Origin of the sequence: Pseudomonas sp. IzPS59, assembly GCF_014863505.1 — a bacterium.
Classification (GTDB): domain Bacteria; phylum Pseudomonadota; class Gammaproteobacteria; order Pseudomonadales; family Pseudomonadaceae; genus Aquipseudomonas; species Aquipseudomonas kribbensis.
The window spans coordinates 4286311-4309123 of sequence record NZ_CP062251.1 but is presented as its reverse complement, the minus strand read 5'-3'; the positions used below and the strand labels follow the sequence as shown (position 1 = coordinate 4309123).

Sequence of the window (22813 nt, the reverse complement as noted above, 5' to 3'; positions counted from 1 at the left end):
CCCGCTTCGGCGGGTTTTTTTTCGCCTATGGAAAAGTGCCGTGCCCAAACAGAAACACCGCCGATCTGGCGGTGTTTCTGCATCTGCAGGTTTTACGAGGCGATCAACTGCCGCAACACGTAATGCAGGATCCCGCCGGACTTGAAGTACTCCACCTCGTTCAGGGTATCGATGCGGCACAGCACTTCGATCTTCTCCTGGCGTCCGTCTTCCCGGGTGATCACCAATGTCAGGTTCATCCGTGGCGTCAGCTCGACACCGGTCAAACCCTGAATCTCCAGGGTTTCCTTGCCGGTGAGGTTCAGGCTCTTGCGGTTCTGATCGAGCTTGAACTGCAGCGGCAGCACGCCCATGCCCACCAGGTTGGAACGGTGAATCCGCTCGAAGCTTTCGGCGATCACCGCTTTCACTCCCAGCAGATTGGTGCCCTTGGCCGCCCAGTCACGGCTGGAACCGGTGCCGTATTCTTGCCCGGCAATTACCACCAGCGGCGTGCCCGAGGCCTGATAACGCATAGCCGCGTCGTAGATCGCCAGTTTTTCGCCGGTCGGAATGTAGATCGTGTTGCCACCTTCTTCCCCGCCGAGCATTTCATTGCGGATACGGATGTTGGCGAACGTGCCGCGCATCATCACTTCGTGATTGCCCCGGCGCGAGCCGTAGGAGTTGAAGTCCCGCGGTTCCACACCTTTTTCCCGCAGATAACGCCCGGCCGGGCTGTCAGCCTTGATGTTGCCGGCGGGGGAGATGTGGTCGGTGGTCACCGAATCGCCCAGCAACGCCAGCACTCGTGCGCCTTTCACATCGGTGATCACCGGCAAAGGCCCGGCAATGTCATCGAAGAATGGCGGATGCTGGATGTAGGTCGAATCGTCCTGCCAGACATAGGTGGCGGCCTGCGGCACTTCGATGGCTTGCCACTGTTCGTCACCGGCAAATACCTCGGCGTACTCCTTGTGGAACATCGCCGTGTTGACCTGATTCACCGCGTCGGCGATTTCCTTGCTGCTCGGCCAGATATCGCGCAGGTAGACCGGTTTGCCTTGCTTGTCTTCACCCAGCGGTTCGCTGCTGATGTCCGTGCGCACCGTGCCGGCCAGGGCGTAGGCGACGACCAGCGGTGGCGAGGCCAGCCAGTTGGTTTTCACCAGCGGATGCACCCGGCCTTCAAAATTGCGGTTACCGGACAGCACTGACGCCACGGTCAGGTCGGCTTTCTGAATGGCTTTTTCGATGGGTTCCGGCAGCGGCCCGGAGTTGCCGATGCAAGTGGTGCAGCCATAGCCCACCAACGAAAACCCGAGTTGATCGAGGTACTGCGTCAGTCCGGCAGCCTTGTAATAGTCAGTGACGACTTTGGAGCCCGGTGCCAGTGAGCTTTTCACCCACGGTTTGCGGGTCAGGCCTTTCTCCACGGCTTTTTTCGCCAGCAGTCCGGCGGCCATCATCACGCTCGGGTTGGAAGTGTTGGTGCAGGACGTGATCGCGGCAATCACCACGGCACCGTTTTTCAAGCGATAGGTGTGGCCGTCGTACTCATAATCGGTTTCGCCGACCAGATCGGCATTGCCCACCGCGACACCGCCGCCGCCCTCGCTTTCCAGACGTCCTTCTTCCTTGCTGACGGGTTTGAATTGCAGGTCGAGGAAGTCGCTGAACGCCTGGCCGACATTCGGCAGCGAGACGCGATCCTGCGGGCGTTTCGGCCCGGCGAGGCTGGCTTCGACGCTGCCCATGTCCAGCGCCAGGCTGTCGGTGAACACCGGTTCCTGACCGGGCAGGCGCCACAGACCCTGGGCCTTGGTGTAAGCCTCGACCAGTTTCACCACTTCGTTGGGGCGACCGGACAGGCGCAGGTATTCCAGCGTTACGTCATCCACCGGGAAGAAGCCGCAGGTCGCGCCATATTCCGGGGCCATGTTGGCGATGGTCGCACGGTCGGCCAGCGGCAGGTCGGCGAGGCCGTCACCGTAGAACTCGACGAATTTGCCGACCACGCCTTTCTTGCGCAGCATCTGGGTCACGGTCAGCACCAGGTCGGTGGCGGTGATGCCTTCCTTGAGCTTGCCGGTGAGTTTGAAACCGATCACCTCAGGAATCAGCATCGACACCGGTTGCCCGAGCATCGCTGCTTCGGCTTCGATACCGCCGACGCCCCAGCCAAGTACGCCGAGGCCGTTGATCATGGTGGTATGGGAGTCAGTGCCGACCAGTGTGTCGGGAAAGGCATAGGTGCGGCCGTCTTCATCCTTGGTCCACACCGTGCGCCCGAGGTATTCGAGGTTGACCTGGTGGCAGATCCCGGTGCCCGGCGGCACCACGCTGAAGTTGTCGAAGGCGCTCTGGCCCCAGCGCAGGAAGGCGTAGCGTTCGCCGTTGCGCTGCATTTCGATGTCGACGTTCTGTTCGAATGCGCTGGCGCTGGCGAACTTGTCGACCATCACCGAGTGGTCGATCACCAGATCCACCGGTGAAAGCGGGTTGATTCGCTGCGGATCGCCTCCGGCCTTGGCCATGGCGGCGCGGATCGCGGCCAGATCGACCACGGCGGGGACGCCGGTAAAGTCCTGCATCAGCACGCGAGCAGGGCGGTACTGGATTTCCCGGTCGGAGCGACGCTCCTTGAGCCACGCGGCAATCGCCTTGAGGTCGGCGCCGGTGACGGTTTTTTCATCCTCCCAGCGCAGCAGGTTTTCCAGCAGGACTTTCAGCGACATCGGCAGCTTGTCGAGGTCGCCCAAGGTCTTGGCGGCATCCGGCAAGCTGAAATAGTGGTAAGTCTTGTCGTCGACTTTCAGGGTTTTAAGGGATTTCAGACTATCGAGGGACGGCATTACGATCACTCCTTTGAGTCCGCACGGCTACGGACTGAGGGGACGGGCAGAGCTATCAACGTAGCCCTGTTTTCAGTAGCTGGCTAATAACTGGACTCTATGGGCAAGTCCAAGGTTCCGACATCGGCTATCATGCGCCGGTTTTCGTGACAGGCTTTGCTTTGACGCAAGCCTGGACATCGCGCAGGGGATGAATGATCGCCCTCTGCCCAGGAGTAAGAATGAACACCCTATTCATGCATTGCCGGCCGGGCTTCGAAGGCGAAGTCTGCTCGGAGATTTCCGACCTCGCCGCCCAACTGAACGTGGCCGGCTACGCCAAGGCCAAACCGGCGACCGCTTGCGCCGAGTTCGTCTGCACCGAAGAAGACGGCGCCGAGCGCCTGATGCGTGGCCAGCGTTTCGCCGAGCTGATCTTCCCGCGCCAATGGGCGCGCGGGGTTTTCATCGATCTGCCGGAAACCGACCGCATCAGCGTGATCCTCGCGCACATGGCCGAATTCCCGGTGTGCGGCAGCCTGTGGCTGGAAGTCGTCGACACCAATGATGGCAAGGAACTGTCGAACTTCTGCAAGAAGTTCGAAGGCCCGCTGCGCAAGGCGCTGACCGGCGCCGGAAAACTGGTGGAGGACGCCGGCAAGCCGCGCCTGCTGCTGACCTTCAAGAGCGGCCGTGAGGTGTTCCTTGGTCTGGCCGATGCCGGTAACTCGGCGATGTGGCCAATGGGCATTCCGCGCCTGAAGTTTCCGCGCGAGGCGCCGAGCCGTTCGACCCTGAAACTGGAAGAGGCCTGGCACCACTTCATCCCCCGGGATCAGTGGGACGAGCGCCTGCACAGCGACATGACCGGCGTCGACCTCGGCGCGGCGCCGGGGGGGTGGACCTGGCAACTGGTCAATCGCGGCATGCTGGTGACCGCCATCGACAACGGCCCGATGGCCGAAAGTCTGATGGACACCGGTCTGGTGCAGCATTTGATGGCCGATGGTTTCACCTTCAAGCCCAAGCAGCCGGTGGACTGGATGGTCTGCGACATCGTCGAGAAGCCGGCGCGCAACGCCGCGATGCTCGAAGAATGGATCGGCGAGGGGCATTGCCGGGAAGCGGTGGTCAACCTCAAGTTGCCGATGAAGCAGCGTTACGCCGAAGTGAAGCGTCTGCTGGAGCGCATCGCCGATGGTTTCAAGGCCCGCGGGATCAAGGTCGACATCGGCTGCAAGCAGCTGTACCACGACCGCGAGGAAGTGACCTGCCATTTGCGCCGCCATGACGTGAAGAAAGCCAAAGCCCGCTGAGCGCGCGACAGGTGACCGAACACCCGGCATTGGGTGACAATGCCGGCCAGTTTCAGGAGTGAATCATGAGTGAAATGATCGATACGCCGGTCGACGGCACCCTCGACGCTACGGGCCTCAATTGCCCGGAGCCGGTGATGATGCTGCACCAGCACATCCGTGACCTGGTGCCCGGCGGCCTGCTCAAGGTGATCGCCACCGACCCCTCGACCCGTCGCGACATCCCCAAGTTCTGCGTGTTTCTCGACCATGAACTGGTGGGGCAGCACGAAGAAGCCGGGACCTATCTGTACTGGATTCGCAAGAAGTCCGGTTGATCGGAAGGCAAAAAAAAGACCTGCAATTGCAGGTCTTTTTTTATGGCCGGTCAGCCCATCGAGCGGCTGATGCGAATGCGTTTGCGCGCACTGCGCGTCAGGCGGATCGACAGCATCAGCGCCGCGCAGCTCAGACCGACGATCAGGCCTTCCCACAAGCCGCTCGGGCCGCGTGGCTCGCCGAACCAGTCGGTCAGGCCGAGGGCGTAACCCACCGGCAGGCCGATGCCCCAGTAGGCGAACAGGGTCAGGATCATCGTCACCCGCGTGTCCTGATAACCGCGCAGGGCGCCGGCGGCGGTGACCTGGATCGCGTCGGAGAACTGGAACAGCGCCGAGTACACGATCAGCATCGCAGCGATGTGAATCACCATCGGATCCGAGGTGTAGATCGCCGCAATGTGCTCGCGCATCAGCAACATCATGCTCGCCGACAGGCAGGCGTAGGCCAGTGCGGTACCCATGCCGACACCCGCCGCAAAACGCGCTTCACGGGGTTCTTCACGGCCCAGAGCCTGGCCGACCCGTACGGTCACGGCCATGCCCAGCGAATACGGAATCATGAACACCAGCGAGCTGACGTTCAGCGCGATCTGGTGCCCAGCCACCACTGTGGCGCCGAGGCTGCCGATCAGCAGCGCGATCACCGCGAAAATACTCGACTCGGCAAACACCGCGATGCCAATCGGCAGACCAATGGCCAGCAAACGCTTGATCACCGACCATTGCGGCCAGTCGAAACGGCTGAACAGTTCGCTCGACTTGTAGGCCGGCGCCCAGCGCTCATAACCGGCCAGACCCAGCGCCATGACCCACATCACGATTGCCGTGGCCCAGCCGCAACCGACGCCGCCCATGGCCGGCACGCCGAAGTGGCCGTAAATGAACACGTAGTTCAGCGGAATGTTCAGCGCCAGACCGCACAGGCCCAACACCATCGCCGGCCGCGTGCGACCGAGGCCGTCACTGGTGCAGCGCAGCACATGGTAGAAGGCCACTGCTGGCAGACCGCTGGCGATGCCGTGCAGGTACTGCATGCACGGGCCGATCAGCTCCGGATCGACTTTCATCAGGTGCAGGATCGGTTCTGCACTGAACAGCAAGCCGGTCGCCATCAGTCCGACCACCAGCGCCAGCCACAAGGCCTGGCGCACGATCGGGCCGATCTCGCTGTGGGTGCCGGCGCCGAAGCGCTGGGCGACTTTCGGCGTGGTGGCCAGCAGGGTGCCGGTCATCAGCAGAAACACCGGTACCCAGATCGAGTTGCCCAGCGCCACGGCCGCCAGATCCTTTGGCCCGACGCGCCCGGCCATCACCGCATCGACGAAGCCCATGGCGGTGGTTGCCAGCTGCGCGATCATGATCGGCAGGGCCAGGCCGAGCAGATTCTTCAGCTCCAGGCGAACCCGGGCAGGGCGGTTGAGGGAAACGGCGGCAGGGCGTTCGGTTACGGAGTTCACAGGCAAAGCGTCCACAGGGGTTGATGCGCAAGGCCGGGCATTCTACGCCGCCGACGTTATGGTCAGGAAAAATCCTCTGTTGCGGATTTGTAATCAACAGCCGGCTGGCTCATCGCAGTCCCAGCGCCTACACTGCCGATCCGCCCAAGGAGCCCTGCCATGCTGATTGTTGCCGACGAAAATATCCCGTTGCTCGATGCCTTTTTTGCCGGTTTCGGCGAGATCCGCCGGGTGCCGGGCCGTTCCATTGACCGGGCCACGGTCGAACAGGCCGACGTGTTGCTGGTGCGCTCGGTGACCAACGTCAACCGCGCGTTGCTCGAAGGCAGCCAGGTGCGTTTTGTCGGTACCTGCACCATCGGCACCGATCATCTGGATCTCGAATACTTCAACGAGGCCGGCATCACCTGGTCCAGCGCGCCGGGCTGCAATGCGCGTGGTGTGGTGGATTATGTGCTGGGCAGCCTGATGACCCTGGCTGAAATCGAAGGTGTCGATTTGAGTGAGCGCACCTACGGCGTGATCGGCGCCGGTGAAGTCGGCGGTCGCTTGATCAAGGTGCTGAAAGGGCTGGGCTGGAACGTGAAAGTCTGCGATCCGCCGCGTCAGGCGGCCGAGGGCGGCGACTACGTCAGCCTGGAGCAGATCGTCCAGCAGTGCGACGTGATCAGCCTGCACACCCCGCTGACCCGCAGTGGTGAAGGTGCGACCTGGCACTTGTTCGACGAGCAGCGTTTGCAGCAACTCAAGCCCGGCGCCTGGCTGATCAATGCCGCCCGTGGTCCGGTGGTGGATAACGCCGCTTTGCGCGAAGTGCTGCTGGAACGTGAAGACCTGCAAGCGGTGCTCGATGTGTGGGAAGCCGAGCCTGAAGTCGATGTGGCCTTGGCCGAACTCTGTGTGCTGGCGACCCCGCATATTGCCGGTTACAGCCTCGATGGCAAGCAACGCGGCACGGCGCAGATCTATCAGGCGTATTGCGATTTCATCGGTCAGCCGGCCAGCATTCAGCTCGGCGATCTGTTGCCGGCACCGTGGTTGTCGGAAGTTTCCCTGCATGCCGACAGTGATCCGGCCTGGGCTTTGGCGATGTTGTGCCGTGGCGTGTACGACCCACGCCGGGACGATGCGGATTTCCGTCGCACTTTGTTGGGTAGCGTTGGCGAACAACGCGCGGCGTTCGATGTGTTGCGCAAACAGTATCCGGTACGGCGCGAGATCGAAGGGCTGAAGGTGCGGATTGACGGTGATTCGCCGGCCCTGCGGCAGATCGTGTCGGCGCTGGGTGCTGTGGCCGTATAAATCGCGGGCAGAAAAAACCCGGCCTACGGGGGCCGGGTCAGGAAGACGGTGGCTACATCACTTTTGTTCGGCAGGCTTGACCAATCGCTTCTCCAGTTCGCGGCAAGCGTTCTGGATCATGTCTTCAGTGATTGGCACTTCGCGCCCATCCTTATCGATAATCGAGCAACCCAGAGGTTGGCCGGGCTTGGTGCGGATCACTTGAATCTTGTCGTCGCTGCTGTGTTGCAAGGACATGGCCTGTCTCCTCATCAGGTTGTGTAAGCACAATAAAACCGTCAGGTGACCAGGCTGTGACAACTCCCTTCGATCTTTCCGGAACGGTATCTTCACTCAAGCAGAATTGACCGTTCGTCTCAACCCGGGCATTAGACCGATAGCATCTAGGGGGTAGTCTGGCCGGTCATAATTAACCTGACTCATTGTGATTTGCAGAGTTCCACCCCATTGAGTGTCCAGGCTGGCCCCATTAATCAGCACACGACGTGAACCTGAATGATCCCGATGCTCTCCTCGCGACACCGACGGGCCCTGCGCCTGACTAGTCATTTTCTTGCGCCCTATCGCTGGCAGGCCTTCGGTGCGCTGCTTGCGTTGATCGTCACGGCCGGCATCACCTTGTCGATGGGGCAGGGCATCAAGCTGCTAGTTGATCAGGGGTTCATGACCCAGTCGCCGCATCTGCTCAACCAGTCCATTGGTCTGTTCATGCTCTTGGTGCTGGGGCTCGCGGTCGGCACTTTTGCCCGGTTTTATCTGGTGTCATGGATCGGTGAACGGGTGGTGGCTGACATTCGTCGGCAGGTGTTCAACCATCTGGTGTACCTGCATCCCGGGTTCTACGAGGACAATCGCAGCTCGGAAATCCAGTCGCGCCTGACCGCTGACACGACGTTGCTGCAATCGGTGATCGGCTCGTCGCTGTCGCTGTTCCTGCGCAATCTGCTGATGGTCATTGGCGGCGTCGTGCTGCTGTTCATCACCAATGCCAAGCTCACCAGTATTGTGGTGATTGCGCTGCCACTGGTGATTGCGCCGATCCTGATTTTCGGGCGACGTGTGCGTAATCTTTCGCGATTGAGCCAGGACCGGATCGCCGACATTGGCAGTTACGTGTCGGAAACCCTTGGCCAGATCAAGACCGTTCAGGCCTATAACCACCAGGTTCAGGATGAACAGCGTTTTGCCTCGACGGTCGAGCAGGCGTTCGAGACCGCGCGCAAACGGATTTTTCAGCGGGCCTGGCTGATTACGCTGGTGATCGTGCTGGTGCTCGGTGCCGTCGCGGTGATGTTGTGGGTCGGCGGCATGGACGTGATTGCCGGGCGGATTTCTGCCGGTGAGCTGGCGGCGTTCGTGTTCTACAGCCTGATCGTCGGCAGTGCCTTTGGCACATTGAGCGAAGTGATCGGCGAATTGCAGCGCGCAGCGGGCGCCGCCGAGCGCATCGCCGAATTGCTGCGTTCGGAGAACATTATCCAGCCGCCGAAAGACGGACTGGTGACCTTGCCGGAGCGGATCAAAGGCGAGCTGTCGTTGCAGGACGTGCGCTTTTCCTACCCTTCGCGTTCCGAAAGCTTTGCCGTTGACGGCTTGAGTCTGACGGTCAACGCGGGCGAAACCCTCGCGCTTGTAGGTCCGTCCGGTGCGGGCAAGTCCACGGTGTATGACTTGTTGCTGCGTTTTTACGATCCGCGGGAAGGGCAAATCCTGATCGATGGTGTGCCGCTGACGAGCCTTGATCCGCTGGACCTGCGTCGCTGTTTCGCGCTGGTTTCGCAGACTCCGGCGCTGTTCTTCGGCAGCGTCGAAGAAAACATTCGCTACGGTTGCCCGACCGCCACGCTGGAGCAGGTGCAGGAAGCCGCGAAAATCGCCCACGCCCACGACTTCATCGAGCAAATGCCTGACGGCTACCAGACCCATCTGGGCGACGGTGGTCTCGGCCTGTCAGGCGGCCAACGCCAACGTCTGGCCATCGCCCGGGCATTGCTGGTCGACGCGCCGATCCTGCTGCTGGACGAAGCCACCAGCGCCCTCGACGCCCAGAGCGAACACCTGATCCAGCAAGCCCTGCCCAGCCTGATGCAAAACCGCACCACGCTGGTAATCGCCCACCGCCTGGCCACGGTGAAAAACGCCGACCGGATTGCGGTGATGGACCAGGGCAAACTGGTGGCGATCGGTACGCATCAGGAGCTGATCGCGAGCAATCCGCTGTATGCGCGGTTGGCGGCGTTGCAGTTCAGTGACGGGCAGAAAGCTCATTGATTAAGGCTGCCGAGCTCGATGGCATCGGGCATTATGACGACCATTGAGAAGCACCTGGAATGGATATGAGCCGCTACCAACCCCCATTGACCCTGACGCCTCGAATGCTTGCGTTGATCGCAGAGATCAGTGAGCAGATCGGTCAGCTTTCGGCTGCTGACAGTGGGCGACAGACACCTCAGTTGCGTCGTGGGAATCGTATTCGAACGATCCAGGCTTCTCTTGCCATTGAAAACAATACTCTCAGCGTCGAACAGGTAACTGCTGTGTTGGCCGGGCAAAGAGTGTTGGGTTTGCCTCGGGAAATTCAGGAAGTGCGCAATGCCTTTGCGGCATATGAGTGCTTGACTGAGTGGAAGCCCGGTAATCGTTCTGACTTGCTGCGTGCTCACGAATTGTTGATGCATGGATTGATTGACGACTTTGGTCGCTTTCGTCGAGCGGGTGTCGGCATCTATCGTGGCGAACAACTGGTCCACATGGCACCGCCGCCAAGCAGGATTGCCCATTTGGTTGACGACTTGCTGGCGTGGCTCGATGCTTCGGACTGGCATCCGTTGATTACCAGTTGTGTCTTTCACTACGAGTTTGAGTTCATCCATCCATTTGCCGATGGCAATGGTCGAATGGGGCGGTTATGGCAGACGTTGATCCTCAGTCAATGGCGGCCGGTGTTGGCGTACCTGCCCGTTGAGGCAGTGATTCGCGAGCAGCAGGATGATTATTACGCAGCGTTGTCAGCTGCTGACCGAATGGCGGAATCAACGCCGTTCGTGGAGTATATGTTGAATGCGCTGAATCTGGCGTTGCGCGAGGCTATTGAAAATGAGCCTTCCACCGACCAAGTAACCGACCAAGTAACCGACCAAGTAAAAAAGCTGCTTCAGCTACTCTTTGATAGCGCTCCACTCAGTGTCAACGAGCTGATGGGGGCGCTGGGTCTGGCCCACAAGGCTACTTTTCGCGCGAACTACCTGACACCCGCTTTAGTGGGTGAATTGATCGAGATGACTGATCCCGACTCGCCGAGGAGCCCGAATCAGAAGTACCGGCTGACTTCGAGCGGCAGATTTCAGCTGGTGAAGTTGCAACACGGTTAGCCAATTATGATCCCAAAAAAATGCCCGCATCTTTCGATGCGGGCATTTTTGTTTACGTCGATCTTTACAGGATCACTGATCGTCAAAGTACCGCTCATGCCAGTCCACCAGCGGTTGCGGCGAGTTGAGTTTCTGGCCGTAGATCACCGAGTAGGACAGCACGTTCTGCACGTACTGGCGGGTCTCGTCGAACGGGATGCTTTCGACCCACACGTCAAAGCTAAGGTGGTCGGCACCGCGCAGCCACTGGCGCACGCGACCCGGGCCGGCGTTGTAGGCGGCGGAGGCGAGCACGCGGTTGCCGTTGAACTGGCTGTGCACCTGGCTCAGGTAGGCGGCGCCGAGCTGGATGTTCTTGTCCGGATCGAGCACCTGCTGCGGCGAGGCCAGCGGAATGCTGAACTTGCGCGCGGTTTCCTTGGCGGTGCCGGGCATCAGTTGCATCAGGCCGCTGGCGCCGACGCCGGAGCGGGCGTCGTCCATGAAGGCGCTTTCCTGACGGGTGATGGCGAACACCCAGCTCGAGTGCAGGCCACGGACCTTGGCTTCACGCACGAGGGTGTCGCGGTGGGCCATCGGGAAGCGGATGTCCAGGTCATCCCAATACTGGGCCTGGCTGATGGTGCGGATTGCCGGGAAGTACCACTTCAGGTCGTAGGCCAGTTTGGCCTGGGCGACCATCTCGTCGCGGTTGAAATGGCGGCTGACGTGGTACCACTCGCGACGTCCGTCGACGATCTGCCCACGGGCGTGGAATTCCAGCGCGCGGCGCACGCCGGGGGTGTTGCGCACCTTGTTGATGGTGGCCTGGCTGAGTACCAACGGCTTGTTGACCAGCGAATAGGGCAGCTGTGAACGATCGGCAGCCAGGAAGCCGTAGAAATCCCGCTCCCGTGCGAGGCTCTTGTACAACGTCTGTGCTTCAGGGTTCTGCGGTTGCGCCAGTTCCAGGCTCCGGGCCTGCCAGTAACGCCAGCGGTTGGTGGTGGCCAGATCCTGCGGCAGGCGACGGGTCAACTGATAGGCGTCGTCCCAGCGCGCCAGGCGCAGCAGCAGGCGCAGGCGCCATTCGGACACGGTGTTGTCGCGCAGTTCCGGGTCATATTTGGTCATCACGTCCAGCGCGCGGCTGTCGAAGCGACGGGCCAGGGTCAGGCCGATTTCCCGGGCGATCGCGACTTTTTCATCCCGCGAGAAATGCATGCTGCTGGCGTAGCCGTCGAGCAGATCCATGGCCTTGTCCGGATCCTGACGGGCCAGACGGCGCAGGCCAAGGCTGACGATGTCCGACATCGGTTCGTCGGCCGGGGTGAAGCGCGATGGCTGGTTGAGCAGTTCCGGCTTCTGCGCCACATCCACCAGCAGACGCCCACGTGGGGACAGTGTGGTCAGGCCGTTGACCAGGCTGTTGGCCAGTGGATAGTTACGCGCCTGGGCGGCGAGCTTGGTGCGCTCCCAGCGTTTTTGCTCGGTCAACTGGCCATCGGCAGCCCAGATGCCGAACAGCGCGTCACACGCGGCGGGTTGCGATTTGCCGGTCAGCCACAGTTTGTCGGCATTGGCGTAACCCTCGGCCTTGTGGCCGCTGCTGATCTGGTACTGCGCGTTCAGGCAGTCCAGTTCGGTGAAGTTGAGCTTCGGATCGTAATACTTGACGAAGGTCGCCCAGTCGCCACGGTCGGCCAGCCAGCGCAACCAGCGCAGCTTCATCCAGTTGGCCTGGGGCAGGTCACCGTGTTCGGCGAGGAATTTCTCGATTTCCGCGTTGCTGGCAGTCTTCAGGCGGGCGGTCAGCTCGTCGTAGGCCAGATACGGCTCCAGCGGATAATCGGCGAGCGCCTGGCTGTAACGGAAATACGGGCCGGTGTCGCCCTTGGCCAGGGCGCGCTTGGCCTCATCGTAATACTGGCGCTGGGTGGACAGGTCCACCGCCTGGGCGGATTGAGCAGCAGCGGCGGTGATTAGCAAACAGGACAAAACACTGAGAAGGCGACTGCGCATGAGACATCCGGGCAGAGAAATCATGACAAGTGCCAGCGTGGGCGGCACTGAATTGTCTGTAGCTTAGCCTTTTGCCAGCAGACGGCGAAAGCTTTGCGGGCCTTGCGGCACAAGTTCGCAACAAATGTTGTGCAGAGTACGTCAGCGGCGAAATTGCCGGCCTGTTCGGCCCTCGATTCAGGTAGAATGCGCGCCCGGTTTTTGGAGAAGCTCATGACCCTGCTCAAATTCAGCGATGTGTCCCTTGCATTCGGCGCGATGCCGTTGTTGGACAAGGTGTCCTGGCAGATCGCCCGTGGTGAGCGGGTGTGCATCATCGGTCGCAACGGCACTGGCAAGTCCAGCATGATGAAACTGGTCAAGGGCGACCAGAAGCCTGACGACGGCGCCGTGTGGCGTGCCCCCGGTCTGAAAATCGGTGAATTGCCGCAGGAACTGCCGGTGGCCGACGAGCGGACCGTGTTCGACGTGGTGGCCGAAGGCCTCGACGGCGTCGGCGCGTTGCTTGCCGAATACCATCACCTGAGCCAGAACATCGTCACCGACGCTGATCTGGAAAAGCTGATGCACGTCCAGCACGACCTCGAAGCCCGTGACGGCTGGCGCTTGCAGACCCTGGTCGACAGCACCCTGAGCCGCCTGCAACTGCCAGCCGACAAGACTCTCGCCGAGTTGTCCGGCGGCTGGCGTCGTCGCGTGCTGCTGGCGCAGGCGCTGGTGTCCGAGCCGGATCTGCTGCTGCTCGACGAACCGACCAACCACCTGGACATCGGTGCGATTGCCTGGCTCGAAGAAGCGCTGAAGGATTTCCAGGGCGCCGTGCTGTTCATCACGCACGACCGTTCTTTCCTGCAGAACCTTGCCACCCGCATCCTCGAACTGGATCGCGGTGGCCTGATCGACTGGAACGGCGACTACGCCAGTTTCCTGGTTCACAAGGAAGCCGAACTGGCCGCTGAAGAAACCGCCAACGCGCTGTTCGACAAGCGTCTGGCTCAGGAAGAAGTGTGGATTCGTCAGGGCATCAAGGCCCGTCGTACCCGTAACGAAGGCCGCGTGCGTGCGCTGAAAGCCCTGCGTGTCGAGCGCAGCGAGCGTCGTGAACGCACCGGCAAGGCCAACATCCAGCTGGAAACAGCGGAGAAGTCCGGCAAGCAGGTAATGGTGCTGGATAACGTGAGTTTCGCGCACCCGGGCGGTCCGTTCCTGATCCGCGATTTCTCCATGGTGCTGCAGCGCGGCGATCGTATCGGCCTGCTCGGCGCCAACGGCACCGGCAAGACGACCCTGCTGAAACTGATGCTCAGCGGTCTGCAACCGACCAGCGGCAAAGTGGAAGAGGGCACCAAGATCGACGTGGCCTATTTCGACCAGTTGCGTCATCAGCTGGATCTGGAAAAGACCGTGGTCGACAACGTCGCCGAAGGTCGCGATTTCATCGATATCAATGGCCAGAGCCGCCACGTGCTGAGCTACCTCGGCGATTTCCTGTTCAGCCCGCAGCGTGCCCGCACGCCGGTGAAGGCGCTGTCCGGTGGCGAGCGTGCGCGCCTGCTGCTGGCCAAGCTGTTCAGCAAACCTGCAAACCTGCTGGTGCTCGACGAACCGACCAACGACCTTGATGTGGAAACCCTCGAACTGCTCGAAGAGGTGCTGCTGACCTTCAACGGCACCGTGCTGATGGTCAGCCACGACCGGGCATTCCTCGACAACGTGGTGACCAGCACCCTGGTCTTCGAAGGTGAGGGCAAGGTTCGCGAATACGTCGGCGGCTATCAGGACTGGATCCGTCAGGGCGGTTCGCCGCGCCTGCTGGGCGTGACCGAAAGCAAATCCGGCAAGGCCGACCTGAACTCGGCGGTGGTCACTGCCGAACCGGCCCCGGTTGCCGCGCCGGTCGCTGCGGCCCCGGCTGCGAAGAAGAAACTGAGCTACAAGCTTCAGCGTGAGCTGGAAGCCCTGCCGGGCGACATCGACGCCAAGGAGCAGCAGATTGCTGCTGTCGAAGCTGAAATGGCTGAAGCCGGTTTCTACCAGCGTCCGCCAGCCGAAACGGCCAAGGTGATTGCTTCCCTGGAGCAGTTGCAGGCTGAGCTGGATGCGCTGGTGGAGCGTTGGGCCGAGCTGGATGCCTGATTGTTTCCAGGCATGAAAAAGCCCGGCGTCCAGTGACGGACGCCGGGCTTTTTAGCTTTTCACAAGTGCCTGGGATCAGCGTTTGACCAGGTGCACCGCCAGCACATCGCAAGGTGCGCCGTGCAGAACATCGTTGGCGGTCGAACCCAATAACAGCGCCAGACCATGTCGGCCATGGCTGCCGACCACGATCAGGTCGCATTCCTGATCCTTGGCGAAGTGGTGGATTTCCTGGCGTGGCTGGCCGTAGGTCAGGTGGCAGTTGGAGCCTTCCAGTTCGGTGTACTTGTGCTTCAGGCGCTCAAGGCGTTCCTTGGCTTGATCGAATTGCTGCTGTTGCAGTTGTGACAGATCCATCGGCACGTCACCCCCGAAGGCCATGGCCATCGGTTCGACGATATGCACCAGCGACAGCTTGGCGCCATTGCTCACCGACAGCTCTCGGGCGCGGTGGATCACAGGGTCGCACTCTTCGGTCAGATCTACGGCGACCAGGATATGGTGGTAGGGCATGAGGTGCTCCTCGTGAGGGATCAATATTGTTAAGTATGGCTGGTTTCAAGCGCATTGGTTCCAAAGTGACGCAATGGGCTCATGACAAAACGGGAGTACACATATGACGGTCTGGCTGGTGGTGTCAATCCTGCTAGTGGTGTTGAGCCCCCTGGCGTGGTTGCGCCCATCCCGTGCACAGAGTGGCCGGATAGCCTTGCGCACGGAAGCCCGACGCATCGGGCTGGCCATGCAGCTGGCGCCGCAGGAGTGGCCGCACTGGCTGAGCCAGGAGCCGCCAAACCCGTGCGCGCAATACCATCGGCCACGGCGCGGCAAGCAGCCGGCGTGCTGGACGTATTGGCAGAAATCACCGGGCGTGTGGGTCAATCAGTGGCAGGAAGTCTGTGAAGAACCGCTGCTGCTGAATCATTTCGAAAAATTGCCGGGCAACGTTTTCAAGGTTGAAGCCGACAAACAGATGATCGCGCTCTATTGGGGCGAGAAGGGTGATGCTTCGGTTCTGCTGGACATTGATGCGACGCTGAAAGCGCTGGCATGACTCACGGACTTTTCGCGCTGCAACGGTGCGAAACGTCTGGCAGGCGAGCAATAAAAAGCCCGACATGATTCATCGGGCGGGGTTGGCCAGGCAGGCCGGAAATTCTTTTTGGCGTTGGGCCGGAGTGATCCGGTCAGCAAGCGTGCGCCTGTTTTCCTTCGTAGTCCAGCCAGCGTAGCCTGTTAAACAAGGCTTGCGGTGAATTAGGGCGACTTTTCTAACTATTAATCTTATGAATGACTTCACATGCAAGCATGCGTGGACGGGCTGCGTCTTACAGAAATGACCGCAAAGTCGCATTTCAACCCGTATTTAGGGCGATTGACAATTGTCGGAAATTCCGTGAAGGTGGCGTACCCAAATCAAACGGGCGTATGAATTGAGCGTTTGTATTGCAGACTGCTCCTACAGAATCCCGACTATCGCGTTGGCGGGTGTGCCGGGTGGATTGGTGTCAGCATTGACGAAAAAGCGTCCTGCCGAGCCATTCGCCTGCGTCCGACGTGTACTGTTCAGCTTCCATATCGTGGAGATCAGTTGATGATTTACGAAGGTAAAGCCATCACGGTTAAAGCTCTTGAAAGTGGCATCGTCGAATTGAAATTCGACCTCAAGGGTGAGTCCGTCAACAAGTTCAACCGTCTTACCCTGAACGAACTGCGTCAGGCCGTAGACACCATCAAGGCAGATGCTTCGATCAAGGGCGTGATCGTCAGCAGTGGCAAGGACGTGTTCATCGTCGGCGCCGACATCACCGAATTTGTCGACAACTTCAAGCTGCCGGATGCCGAGCTGGTTGCAGGCAATCTCGAAGCCAACAAGATCTTCAGCGATTTCGAAGACCTCAACGTTCCGACCGTGGCCGCAATCAACGGCATCGCCCTGGGTGGCGGTCTGGAAATGTGCCTGGCAGCGGACTACCGCGTCATGTCCACCAAGGCCAAGATCGGTCTGCCGGAAGTCAAACTGGGCATCTACCCGGGCTTCGGCGGTACCGTGCGTCTGCCGCGCCTGATCGGTGCCGACAACGCCATCGAGTGGATTGCCGCCGGCAAGGAAAACCGCCCTGAAGACGCGCTGAAAGTCGGCGCCGTCGATGCCGTGGTTGCCCCTGAAAAGCTGCAGGATGCTGCCCTTGAACTGATCAAGCGCGCCATCTCCGGCGAGTTCGACTACAAGGCCAAGCGTCAGCCGAAGCTGGAAAAGCTCAAGCTGAACGCCATTGAACAAATGATGGCTTTCGAAACCGCCAAAGGTTTCGTGGCTGGCCAGGCCGGTCCGAACTACCCGGCCCCGGTCGAAGCGATCAAGACCATCCAGAAAGCCGCGAACTTCGGTCGTGACAAGGCGCTGGAAGTCGAAGCCGCAGGTTTCGTGAAACTGGCCAAGACCTCTGCCGCGCAGAGCTTGATCGGTCTGTTCCTGAACGATCAGGAGCTGAAGAAAAAGGCCAAGGCTTACGACGAAATCGCCAAGGACGTGAAGCAGGCTGCCGTACTGGGCGCCGGCATCATGGGTGGCGGTATCGCCTATCAGTCGGCCTCCAAAGGTACGCCGATCCTGATGAAGGACATCAACGAGCACGGCATCGAGCAAGGTCTGGCGGAAGCCGCCAAGCTGCTGGTCGGCCGCGTTGACAAAGGCCGCATGACTGCCGCGAAGATGGCTGAAGTGCTCAACGGCATTCGTCCAACCCTGTCCTACGGCGATTTCGGTCACGTTGACCTGGTCGTTGAAGCCGTGGTCGAGAACCCGAAGGTCAAGCAAGCCGTTCTGGCGGAAGTCGAAGACAAGGTCAAAGAGGACACCATCCTCGCGTCCAATACCTCGACCATTTCCATCAGCCTGCTGGCCAAGGCCCTCAAGCGTCCGGAAAACTTCGTCGGCATGCACTTCTTCAACCCGGTGCACATGATGCCGCTGGTGGAAGTGATCCGTGGCGAGAAGTCCAGCGAGCTGGCGATTGCCACCACCGTTGCCTACGCCAAGAAAATGGGCAAGAACCCGATCGTCGTCAACGACTGCCCGGGCTTCCTGGTCAACCGCGTACTGTTCCCGTACTTCGGCGGTTTCGCCAAGCTGGTCAGTGCCGGTGTGGACTTCGTCCGTATCGACAAGATCATGGAAAAATTCGGCTGGCCGATGGGCCCGGCATACCTGATGGACGTGGTCGGCATCGACACCGGTCACCACGGTCGTGACGTGATGGCTGAAGGCTTCCCGGACCGCATGAAGGACGACCGTCGTTCGGCCATCGACGTGCTTTACGAAGCCAAGCGTCTGGGTCAGAAGAACGGCAAGGGCTTCTACGCCTACGAGGCCGACAAGAAAGGCAAGCAGAAGAAGGTCGCCGATCCGTCGGTACTGGAAGTGCTCAAGCCGATCGTCTACGAGCAGCGCGAAGTCACTGACGAAGACATCATCAACTGGATGATGATCCCGCTGTGCCTGGAAACCGTGCGTTGCCTGGAAGACGGCATCGTCGAAACCGCCGCCGAAGCCGACATGGGTCTGGTCTACGGTATTGGTTTCCCTCCATTCCGTGGCGGTGCGCTGCGCTACATCGATTCGATCGGTGTTGCCGAGTTCGTTGCCCTGGCCGACCAGTACGCTGATTTGGGCGCGCTGTACCACCCGACCGCGAAGCTGCGCGAAATGGCCAAGAACGGCCAGAGCTTCTTCGGTTAAGCGCCCCCAACTAGAGTGAGAGTGAACTTATGAGCTTGAATCCTAGAGACGTCGTGATTGTCGACTTCGGTCGTACTCCGATGGGCCGCTCCAAGGGCGGCATGCACCGCAACACCCGCGCCGAAGACATGTCGGCGCACCTGATCAGCAAACTGCTGGAACGCAACACCAAGGTCGATCCTGCAGAAGTCGAGGACGTGATCTGGGGCTGTGTGAACCAGACCCTGGAGCAGGGCTGGAACATCGCGCGCATGGCGTCGCTGATGACCCAGATCCCGCACACTTCGGCCGGCCAGACCGTCAGCCGTCTGTGCGGCTCGTCGATGAGCGCGCTGCACACCGCTGCGCAAGCGATCATGACCGGCAACGGTGACGTATTCGTGGTTGGCGGCGTCGAGCATATGGGCCACGTGAGCATGATGCACGGTGTCGATCCGAATCCGCACATGTCCCTGTACGCGGCAAAAGCCTCGGGCATGATGGGCCTGACCGCTGAAATGCTGGGCAAAATGCACGGCATCACTCGCGAACAGCAGGACGCCTTTGGCGTGCGTTCCCACCAGTTGGCCCACAAGGCGACTGTGGAAGGCAAGTTCAAGGACGAAATCATCCCGATGCAGGGCTATGACGAGAACGGTTTCCTGAAAACCTTCGACTACGACGAAACCATTCGTCCGGAAACCACCCTGGAAAGCCTGGCGGCTCTGAAGCCGGCGTTCAATCCAAAGGGCGGCACCGTGACTGCCGGTACTTCGTCGCAGATCACCGATGGTGCTTCGTGCATGATCGTGATGTCGGCGCAGCGTGCACAGGACCTGGGCATTCAGCCGCTGGCCGTGATTCGTTCGATGGCGGTGGCAGGTGTGGATCCGGCGATCATGGGCTATGGTCCGGTACCGGCGACTCAGAAAGCACTGAAACGTGCTGGCCTGGGTATCAACGATATCGACTTCTTCGAGCTCAACGAAGCGTTCGCCGCACAGGCTCTGCCAGTGCTGAAAGACCTGAAAGTGCTCGACAAGATGAATGAGAAGGTTAACCTGCATGGCGGCGCGATCGCCCTGGGTCACCCGTTCGGTTGCTCTGGTGCACGTATTTCCGGCACCTTGCTGAACGTGATGAAGCAGAATGGCGGCACCTTCGGGGTGGCCACCATGTGCATTGGCCTCGGCCAAGGCATCTCCACCGTCTTCGAACGCGTTTAAGCGTCTCGTCGATGGAAGCCGGGGCCAAGTGCCCCGGTTTTTGTTTTTTCGGATTTATTTTTGTTTTTATTTTGAAAAAATTTGAGTGAGGGCCGAAGCATGCCGATACAACCTGGGCTCTACCAACATTACAAAGGTCCGCAGTACCGCGTATTCAGTGTTGCGCGGCATTCCGAGACCGAAGAGGAAGTGGTCTTTTACCAAGCCCTGTATGGCGATTACGGCTTCTGGGTACGTCCCTTGAGCATGTTCCTGGAGTCCGTCGAGGTTGACGGGGAGCAGGTCCCACGCTTTGCTTTGGTGCAAGCCGAACCGAGCCTTTTTTCGAAGCCGTAAGGCGAGTGCGCGCAAAACCCTGCGCTTGACCTCACCTTGTAGCCACTATATATAGCGGTGCCGCGTCAGGCGCCAACCGCCTTTCACTTCTAGAATTCAGGAATTTTCTGATCCATGGGCAAATCGCTGGTCATTGTGGAATCCCCGGCTAAGGCCAAGACCATCAACAAGTATCTGGGCAACCAATACGTGGTGAAGTCGAGTATCGGCCATATCCGAGACCTGCCCACCAGCGGTTCGGCTAGCGCCAGCAAGGAGCCTGCCGCCAAGCGCGGCAAGGCAGCTGCGGGCGAAGCGCCAGCGCTGTCGCCGAAAGAGAAGGCGCGCAAGCAGCTGGTCTCGCGCATGGGTGTCGATCCGGATCATGGCTGGAAGGCCAAGTACGAGATACTCCCGGGCAAGGAAAAGGTCATCGAAGAGCTGCGCCGGCTCGCCAAGGATGCTGACACCATCTATCTCGCAACCGACTTGGATCGCGAGGGGGAAGCCATTGCCTGGCACCTGCGCGAAGCCATCGGTGGTGACGACAGCCGCTACAAGCGCGTGGTGTTCAACGAAATCACCAAGAAAGCGATTCAGGAAGCTTTCTCGGAGCCGGGCGAGCTCGACATCGATCGAGTGAACGCGCAGCAGGCCCGTCGTTTCCTCGACCGCGTCGTGGGTTACATGGTTTCGCCGCTGCTGTGGGCCAAGATCGCTCGCGGTCTGTCCGCCGGCCGTGTGCAATCGGTGGCCGTGAAGCTGGTGGTCGAGCGTGAGCGTGAAATTCGTGCGTTCATTCCGGAAGAGTACTGGGAAGTGCATGCCGACCTCGGTACCACCAAGGGTTCGACCGTTCGTTTCGAAGTGGCCCGTGAAAAGGGCGAAGCTTTCAAGCCGCTCAACGAAGCGCAGGCCATGGCGGCCCTGGAGAAGCTGAAGTCTTCCAGCTACAGCATCGTCAAACGTGAAGACAAACCGACCAGCAGCAAACCGTCGGCACCGTTCATCACCTCCACGCTGCAGCAGGCCGCGAGCAACCGCCTGGGCTTCGGCGTGAAGAAAACCATGATGATGGCCCAGCGTCTGTACGAAGCCGGCTACATCACTTATATGCGTACTGACTCGACCAACCTCTCGGCCGATGCCGTGGCGATGGCGCGTACCTACATCGAAGACGAGTTCGGCAAGAAGTACCTGCCGGAAACGCCGAACGTCTACAGCAGCAAGGAAGGCGCACAAGAGGCTCACGAAGCGATTCGTCCTTCCGACGCCAACACCACGCCAAGCAAGCTCGCTGGCATGGAGCGTGACGCTGAGCGCCTCTACGAGCTGATCTGGCGCCAGTTCCTGGCTTGCCAGATGCTGCCGGCGCAATATCTGTCGACGACCGTCAGCGTGGCCGCTGGCGACTTCGAGCTGCGTGCCAAGGGCCGTATCCTGAAATTCGACGGCTACACCCGCGTTCTGCCGCAAATCACCAAGCCTGGCGATGACGATGTCCTGCCGGACATGGCGCAGGGCGACGTGATGAAGCTGATCAACCTCGACCCGACCCAGCATTTCACCAAACCGCCGGCCCGTTACTCGGAAGCCAGCCTGGTGAAGGAAATGGAAAAGCGTGGCATCGGCCGTCCTTCGACCTACGCGGCGATCATTTCAACCATTCAGGATCGCGGTTACGTGACCCTGCACAACCGTCGTTTCTATTCGGAAAAGATGGGCGACATCGTCACCGAGCGTCTGTCGGAGAGCTTCTCGAACCTCATGGACTACGGCTTCACCGCCGGCATGGAAGAGAACCTCGATGACGTGGCCCAGGGCGAACGCGACTGGAAGAACGTGCTTGACGAGTTCTACGGTGACTTCAAGAAAAAACTCGAAGTAGCCGAGAACCCGGAAGCCGGCATGCGTGCCAACCAGCCGGTGATGACCGATATTCCGTGCACCACTTGCGGTCGTCCGATGCAGATTCGTACTGCGTCGACTGGCGTGTTCCTCGGGTGCTCGGGCTACAGCCTGCCGCCGAAAGAGCGCTGCAAGGCCACGGTCAACCTGGTGCCGGGCGATGAAATTGCTGCGGACGACGAGGGCGAATCGGAATCCCTGGTGCTGCGCGGCAAGCATCGTTGCCCGATCTGCAGCACGGCGATGGACGCTTACCTGCTCGACGAAAAGCGCAAGCTGCACATCTGCGGCAACAACCCGGATTGCGCCGGCTACGAAATCGAAGAGGGCAGCTACCGCATCAAGGGCTACGAAGGTCCGAGCCTGGAATGCGACAAGTGCGGCAGCGAGATGCAGCTCAAGACTGGCCGTTTCGGCAAGTTCTTCGGTTGCACCAATCCGACCTGCAAGAACACTCGCAAGCTGCTGAAAAGCGGTGACGCGGCGCCGCCGAAGATGGATCCGGTGAAGATGCCTGAGCTGAAATGCGAAAAGGTTAACGACACCTATATCCTGCGCGACGGTGCTTCAGGCCTGTTCCTGGCGGCCAGCCAGTTCCCGAAAAACCGCGAGACCCGTGCTCCGCTGGTGATCGAGATTCTGCCGCACAAGGACGAGATCGATCCGAAGTACCACTTCCTGTGCGAAGCGCCGCAGAAGGACCCAGATGGTCTGCCGGCAGTGATCCGCTACAGCCGCAAGACCAAGGAGCAATACGTCCAGACCGAAGTCGACGGCAAACCGACTGGCTGGAAAGCGTTCTTCGACGGTGGCAAGTGGACAGTTGAGGACAAGCGTCCGGCGAGAGCCAAGGCTTGAGCAAGCGCTGATCCGAGGCTGCCCTGACCGGGTGGCTTCAACACAAAAGGCCGCATGACAACCTTCTGG

The 22813-nt window shown here is 60.3% G+C and carries 16 protein-coding genes; 11 read left to right on the top strand and 5 right to left on the bottom strand.

Features of this window, described 5'->3' with window-relative positions; translation table 11 throughout:
• Positions 1–92: 92 nt before the first annotated feature.
• Positions 93–2834, bottom strand: a complete 2742-nt coding sequence (gene acnA / locus IF189_RS19250; protein ID WP_192552100.1) for an aconitate hydratase AcnA — start codon at positions 2832–2834, stop codon at positions 93–95.
• Between the two features lie 221 nt (positions 2835–3055).
• Here acnA and rlmM point away from each other — a divergent pair, with 221 nt between their 5' ends.
• The gene (gene rlmM, locus IF189_RS19245; protein ID WP_192552099.1) at positions 3056–4129 is read left to right on the top strand and encodes a 23S rRNA (cytidine(2498)-2'-O)-methyltransferase RlmM; all 1074 of its coding nucleotides are present in this window, start codon (positions 3056–3058) and stop codon (positions 4127–4129) included.
• Between the two features lie 65 nt (positions 4130–4194).
• Positions 4195–4446: a sulfurtransferase TusA gene (tusA, locus tag IF189_RS19240; RefSeq protein ID WP_007953079.1), complete on the top strand. Its 252-nt coding sequence runs from the start codon at positions 4195–4197 to the stop codon at positions 4444–4446.
• Between the two features lie 50 nt (positions 4447–4496).
• On the opposite strand, the gene IF189_RS19235 is transcribed toward tusA, so the two are convergent.
• The gene (locus tag IF189_RS19235; RefSeq protein ID WP_192552098.1) at positions 4497–5906 is read right to left on the bottom strand and encodes an MATE family efflux transporter; all 1410 of its coding nucleotides are present in this window, start codon (positions 5904–5906) and stop codon (positions 4497–4499) included.
• 159 nt (positions 5907–6065) lie between these two features.
• On the opposite strand from IF189_RS19235, the gene pdxB reads away from it, so the two are divergent.
• The gene (gene pdxB / locus IF189_RS19230) at positions 6066–7208 is read left to right on the top strand and encodes a 4-phosphoerythronate dehydrogenase PdxB (RefSeq protein WP_192552097.1); all 1143 of its coding nucleotides are present in this window, start codon (positions 6066–6068) and stop codon (positions 7206–7208) included.
• Between the two features lie 57 nt (positions 7209–7265).
• On the opposite strand, the gene IF189_RS19225 is transcribed toward pdxB, so the two are convergent.
• Positions 7266–7445 carry a PA1571 family protein gene (locus IF189_RS19225; protein ID WP_065260694.1) on the bottom strand — a complete coding sequence of 60 codons (180 nt, stop codon included), beginning with the start codon at positions 7443–7445 and terminating at the stop codon, positions 7266–7268.
• Between the two features lie 258 nt (positions 7446–7703).
• Here IF189_RS19225 and IF189_RS19220 point away from each other — a divergent pair, with 258 nt between their 5' ends.
• Both IF189_RS19220 and IF189_RS19215 read left to right on the top strand, forming a co-directional pair.
• A complete protein-coding gene (locus tag IF189_RS19220; RefSeq protein ID WP_192552096.1) occupies positions 7704–9479 on the top strand; it encodes an ABC transporter transmembrane domain-containing protein in 1776 nt (591 codons plus the stop codon).
• 65 nt (positions 9480–9544) lie between these two features.
• Entirely contained in the window at positions 9545–10579 is a 1035-nt protein-coding gene (locus IF189_RS19215; protein ID WP_192552095.1) for a Fic family protein, read from the top strand.
• Positions 10580–10651: 72 nt separating this feature from the next.
• On the opposite strand, the gene IF189_RS19210 is transcribed toward IF189_RS19215, so the two are convergent.
• Positions 10652–12580 (bottom strand): transglycosylase SLT domain-containing protein, encoded by a 1929-nt coding sequence (locus tag IF189_RS19210; protein ID WP_134827577.1) that lies wholly within the window; start codon positions 12578–12580, stop codon positions 10652–10654.
• A gap of 213 nt (positions 12581–12793) precedes the next feature.
• Here IF189_RS19210 and IF189_RS19205 point away from each other — a divergent pair, with 213 nt between their 5' ends.
• A complete protein-coding gene (locus IF189_RS19205; RefSeq protein WP_085713134.1) occupies positions 12794–14716 on the top strand; it encodes an ATP-binding cassette domain-containing protein in 1923 nt (640 codons plus the stop codon).
• 75 nt (positions 14717–14791) lie between these two features.
• Here IF189_RS19205 and IF189_RS19200 read toward each other — a convergent pair whose 3' ends face one another.
• Positions 14792–15229 (bottom strand): universal stress protein, encoded by a 438-nt coding sequence (locus IF189_RS19200; protein ID WP_047295289.1) that lies wholly within the window; start codon positions 15227–15229, stop codon positions 14792–14794.
• A 103-nt stretch (positions 15230–15332) separates the two neighbouring features.
• Here IF189_RS19200 and IF189_RS19195 point away from each other — a divergent pair, with 103 nt between their 5' ends.
• The 5 genes from IF189_RS19195 (at position 15333) to topA (ending at position 22744) form a co-directional block, all read left to right on the top strand.
• Positions 15333–15770, top strand: coding sequence for a hypothetical protein (locus tag IF189_RS19195; protein WP_085713135.1), 438 nt, complete (start codon positions 15333–15335; stop codon positions 15768–15770).
• Positions 15771–16310: 540 nt separating this feature from the next.
• Positions 16311–18458: a fatty acid oxidation complex subunit alpha FadB gene (fadB, locus tag IF189_RS19190; RefSeq protein WP_064598124.1), complete on the top strand. Its 2148-nt coding sequence runs from the start codon at positions 16311–16313 to the stop codon at positions 18456–18458.
• Positions 18459–18487: 29 nt separating this feature from the next.
• Positions 18488–19663 (top strand): acetyl-CoA C-acyltransferase FadA, encoded by a 1176-nt coding sequence (fadA, locus tag IF189_RS19185; RefSeq protein WP_007953060.1) that lies wholly within the window; start codon positions 18488–18490, stop codon positions 19661–19663.
• A gap of 99 nt (positions 19664–19762) precedes the next feature.
• The gene (locus IF189_RS19180) at positions 19763–19999 is read left to right on the top strand and encodes a DUF1653 domain-containing protein (RefSeq protein WP_007953059.1); all 237 of its coding nucleotides are present in this window, start codon (positions 19763–19765) and stop codon (positions 19997–19999) included.
• Positions 20000–20113: 114 nt separating this feature from the next.
• Entirely contained in the window at positions 20114–22744 is a 2631-nt protein-coding gene (gene topA, locus IF189_RS19175; RefSeq protein ID WP_192552094.1) for a type I DNA topoisomerase, read from the top strand.
• The last annotated feature ends 69 nt before the right edge of the window (positions 22745–22813 follow it).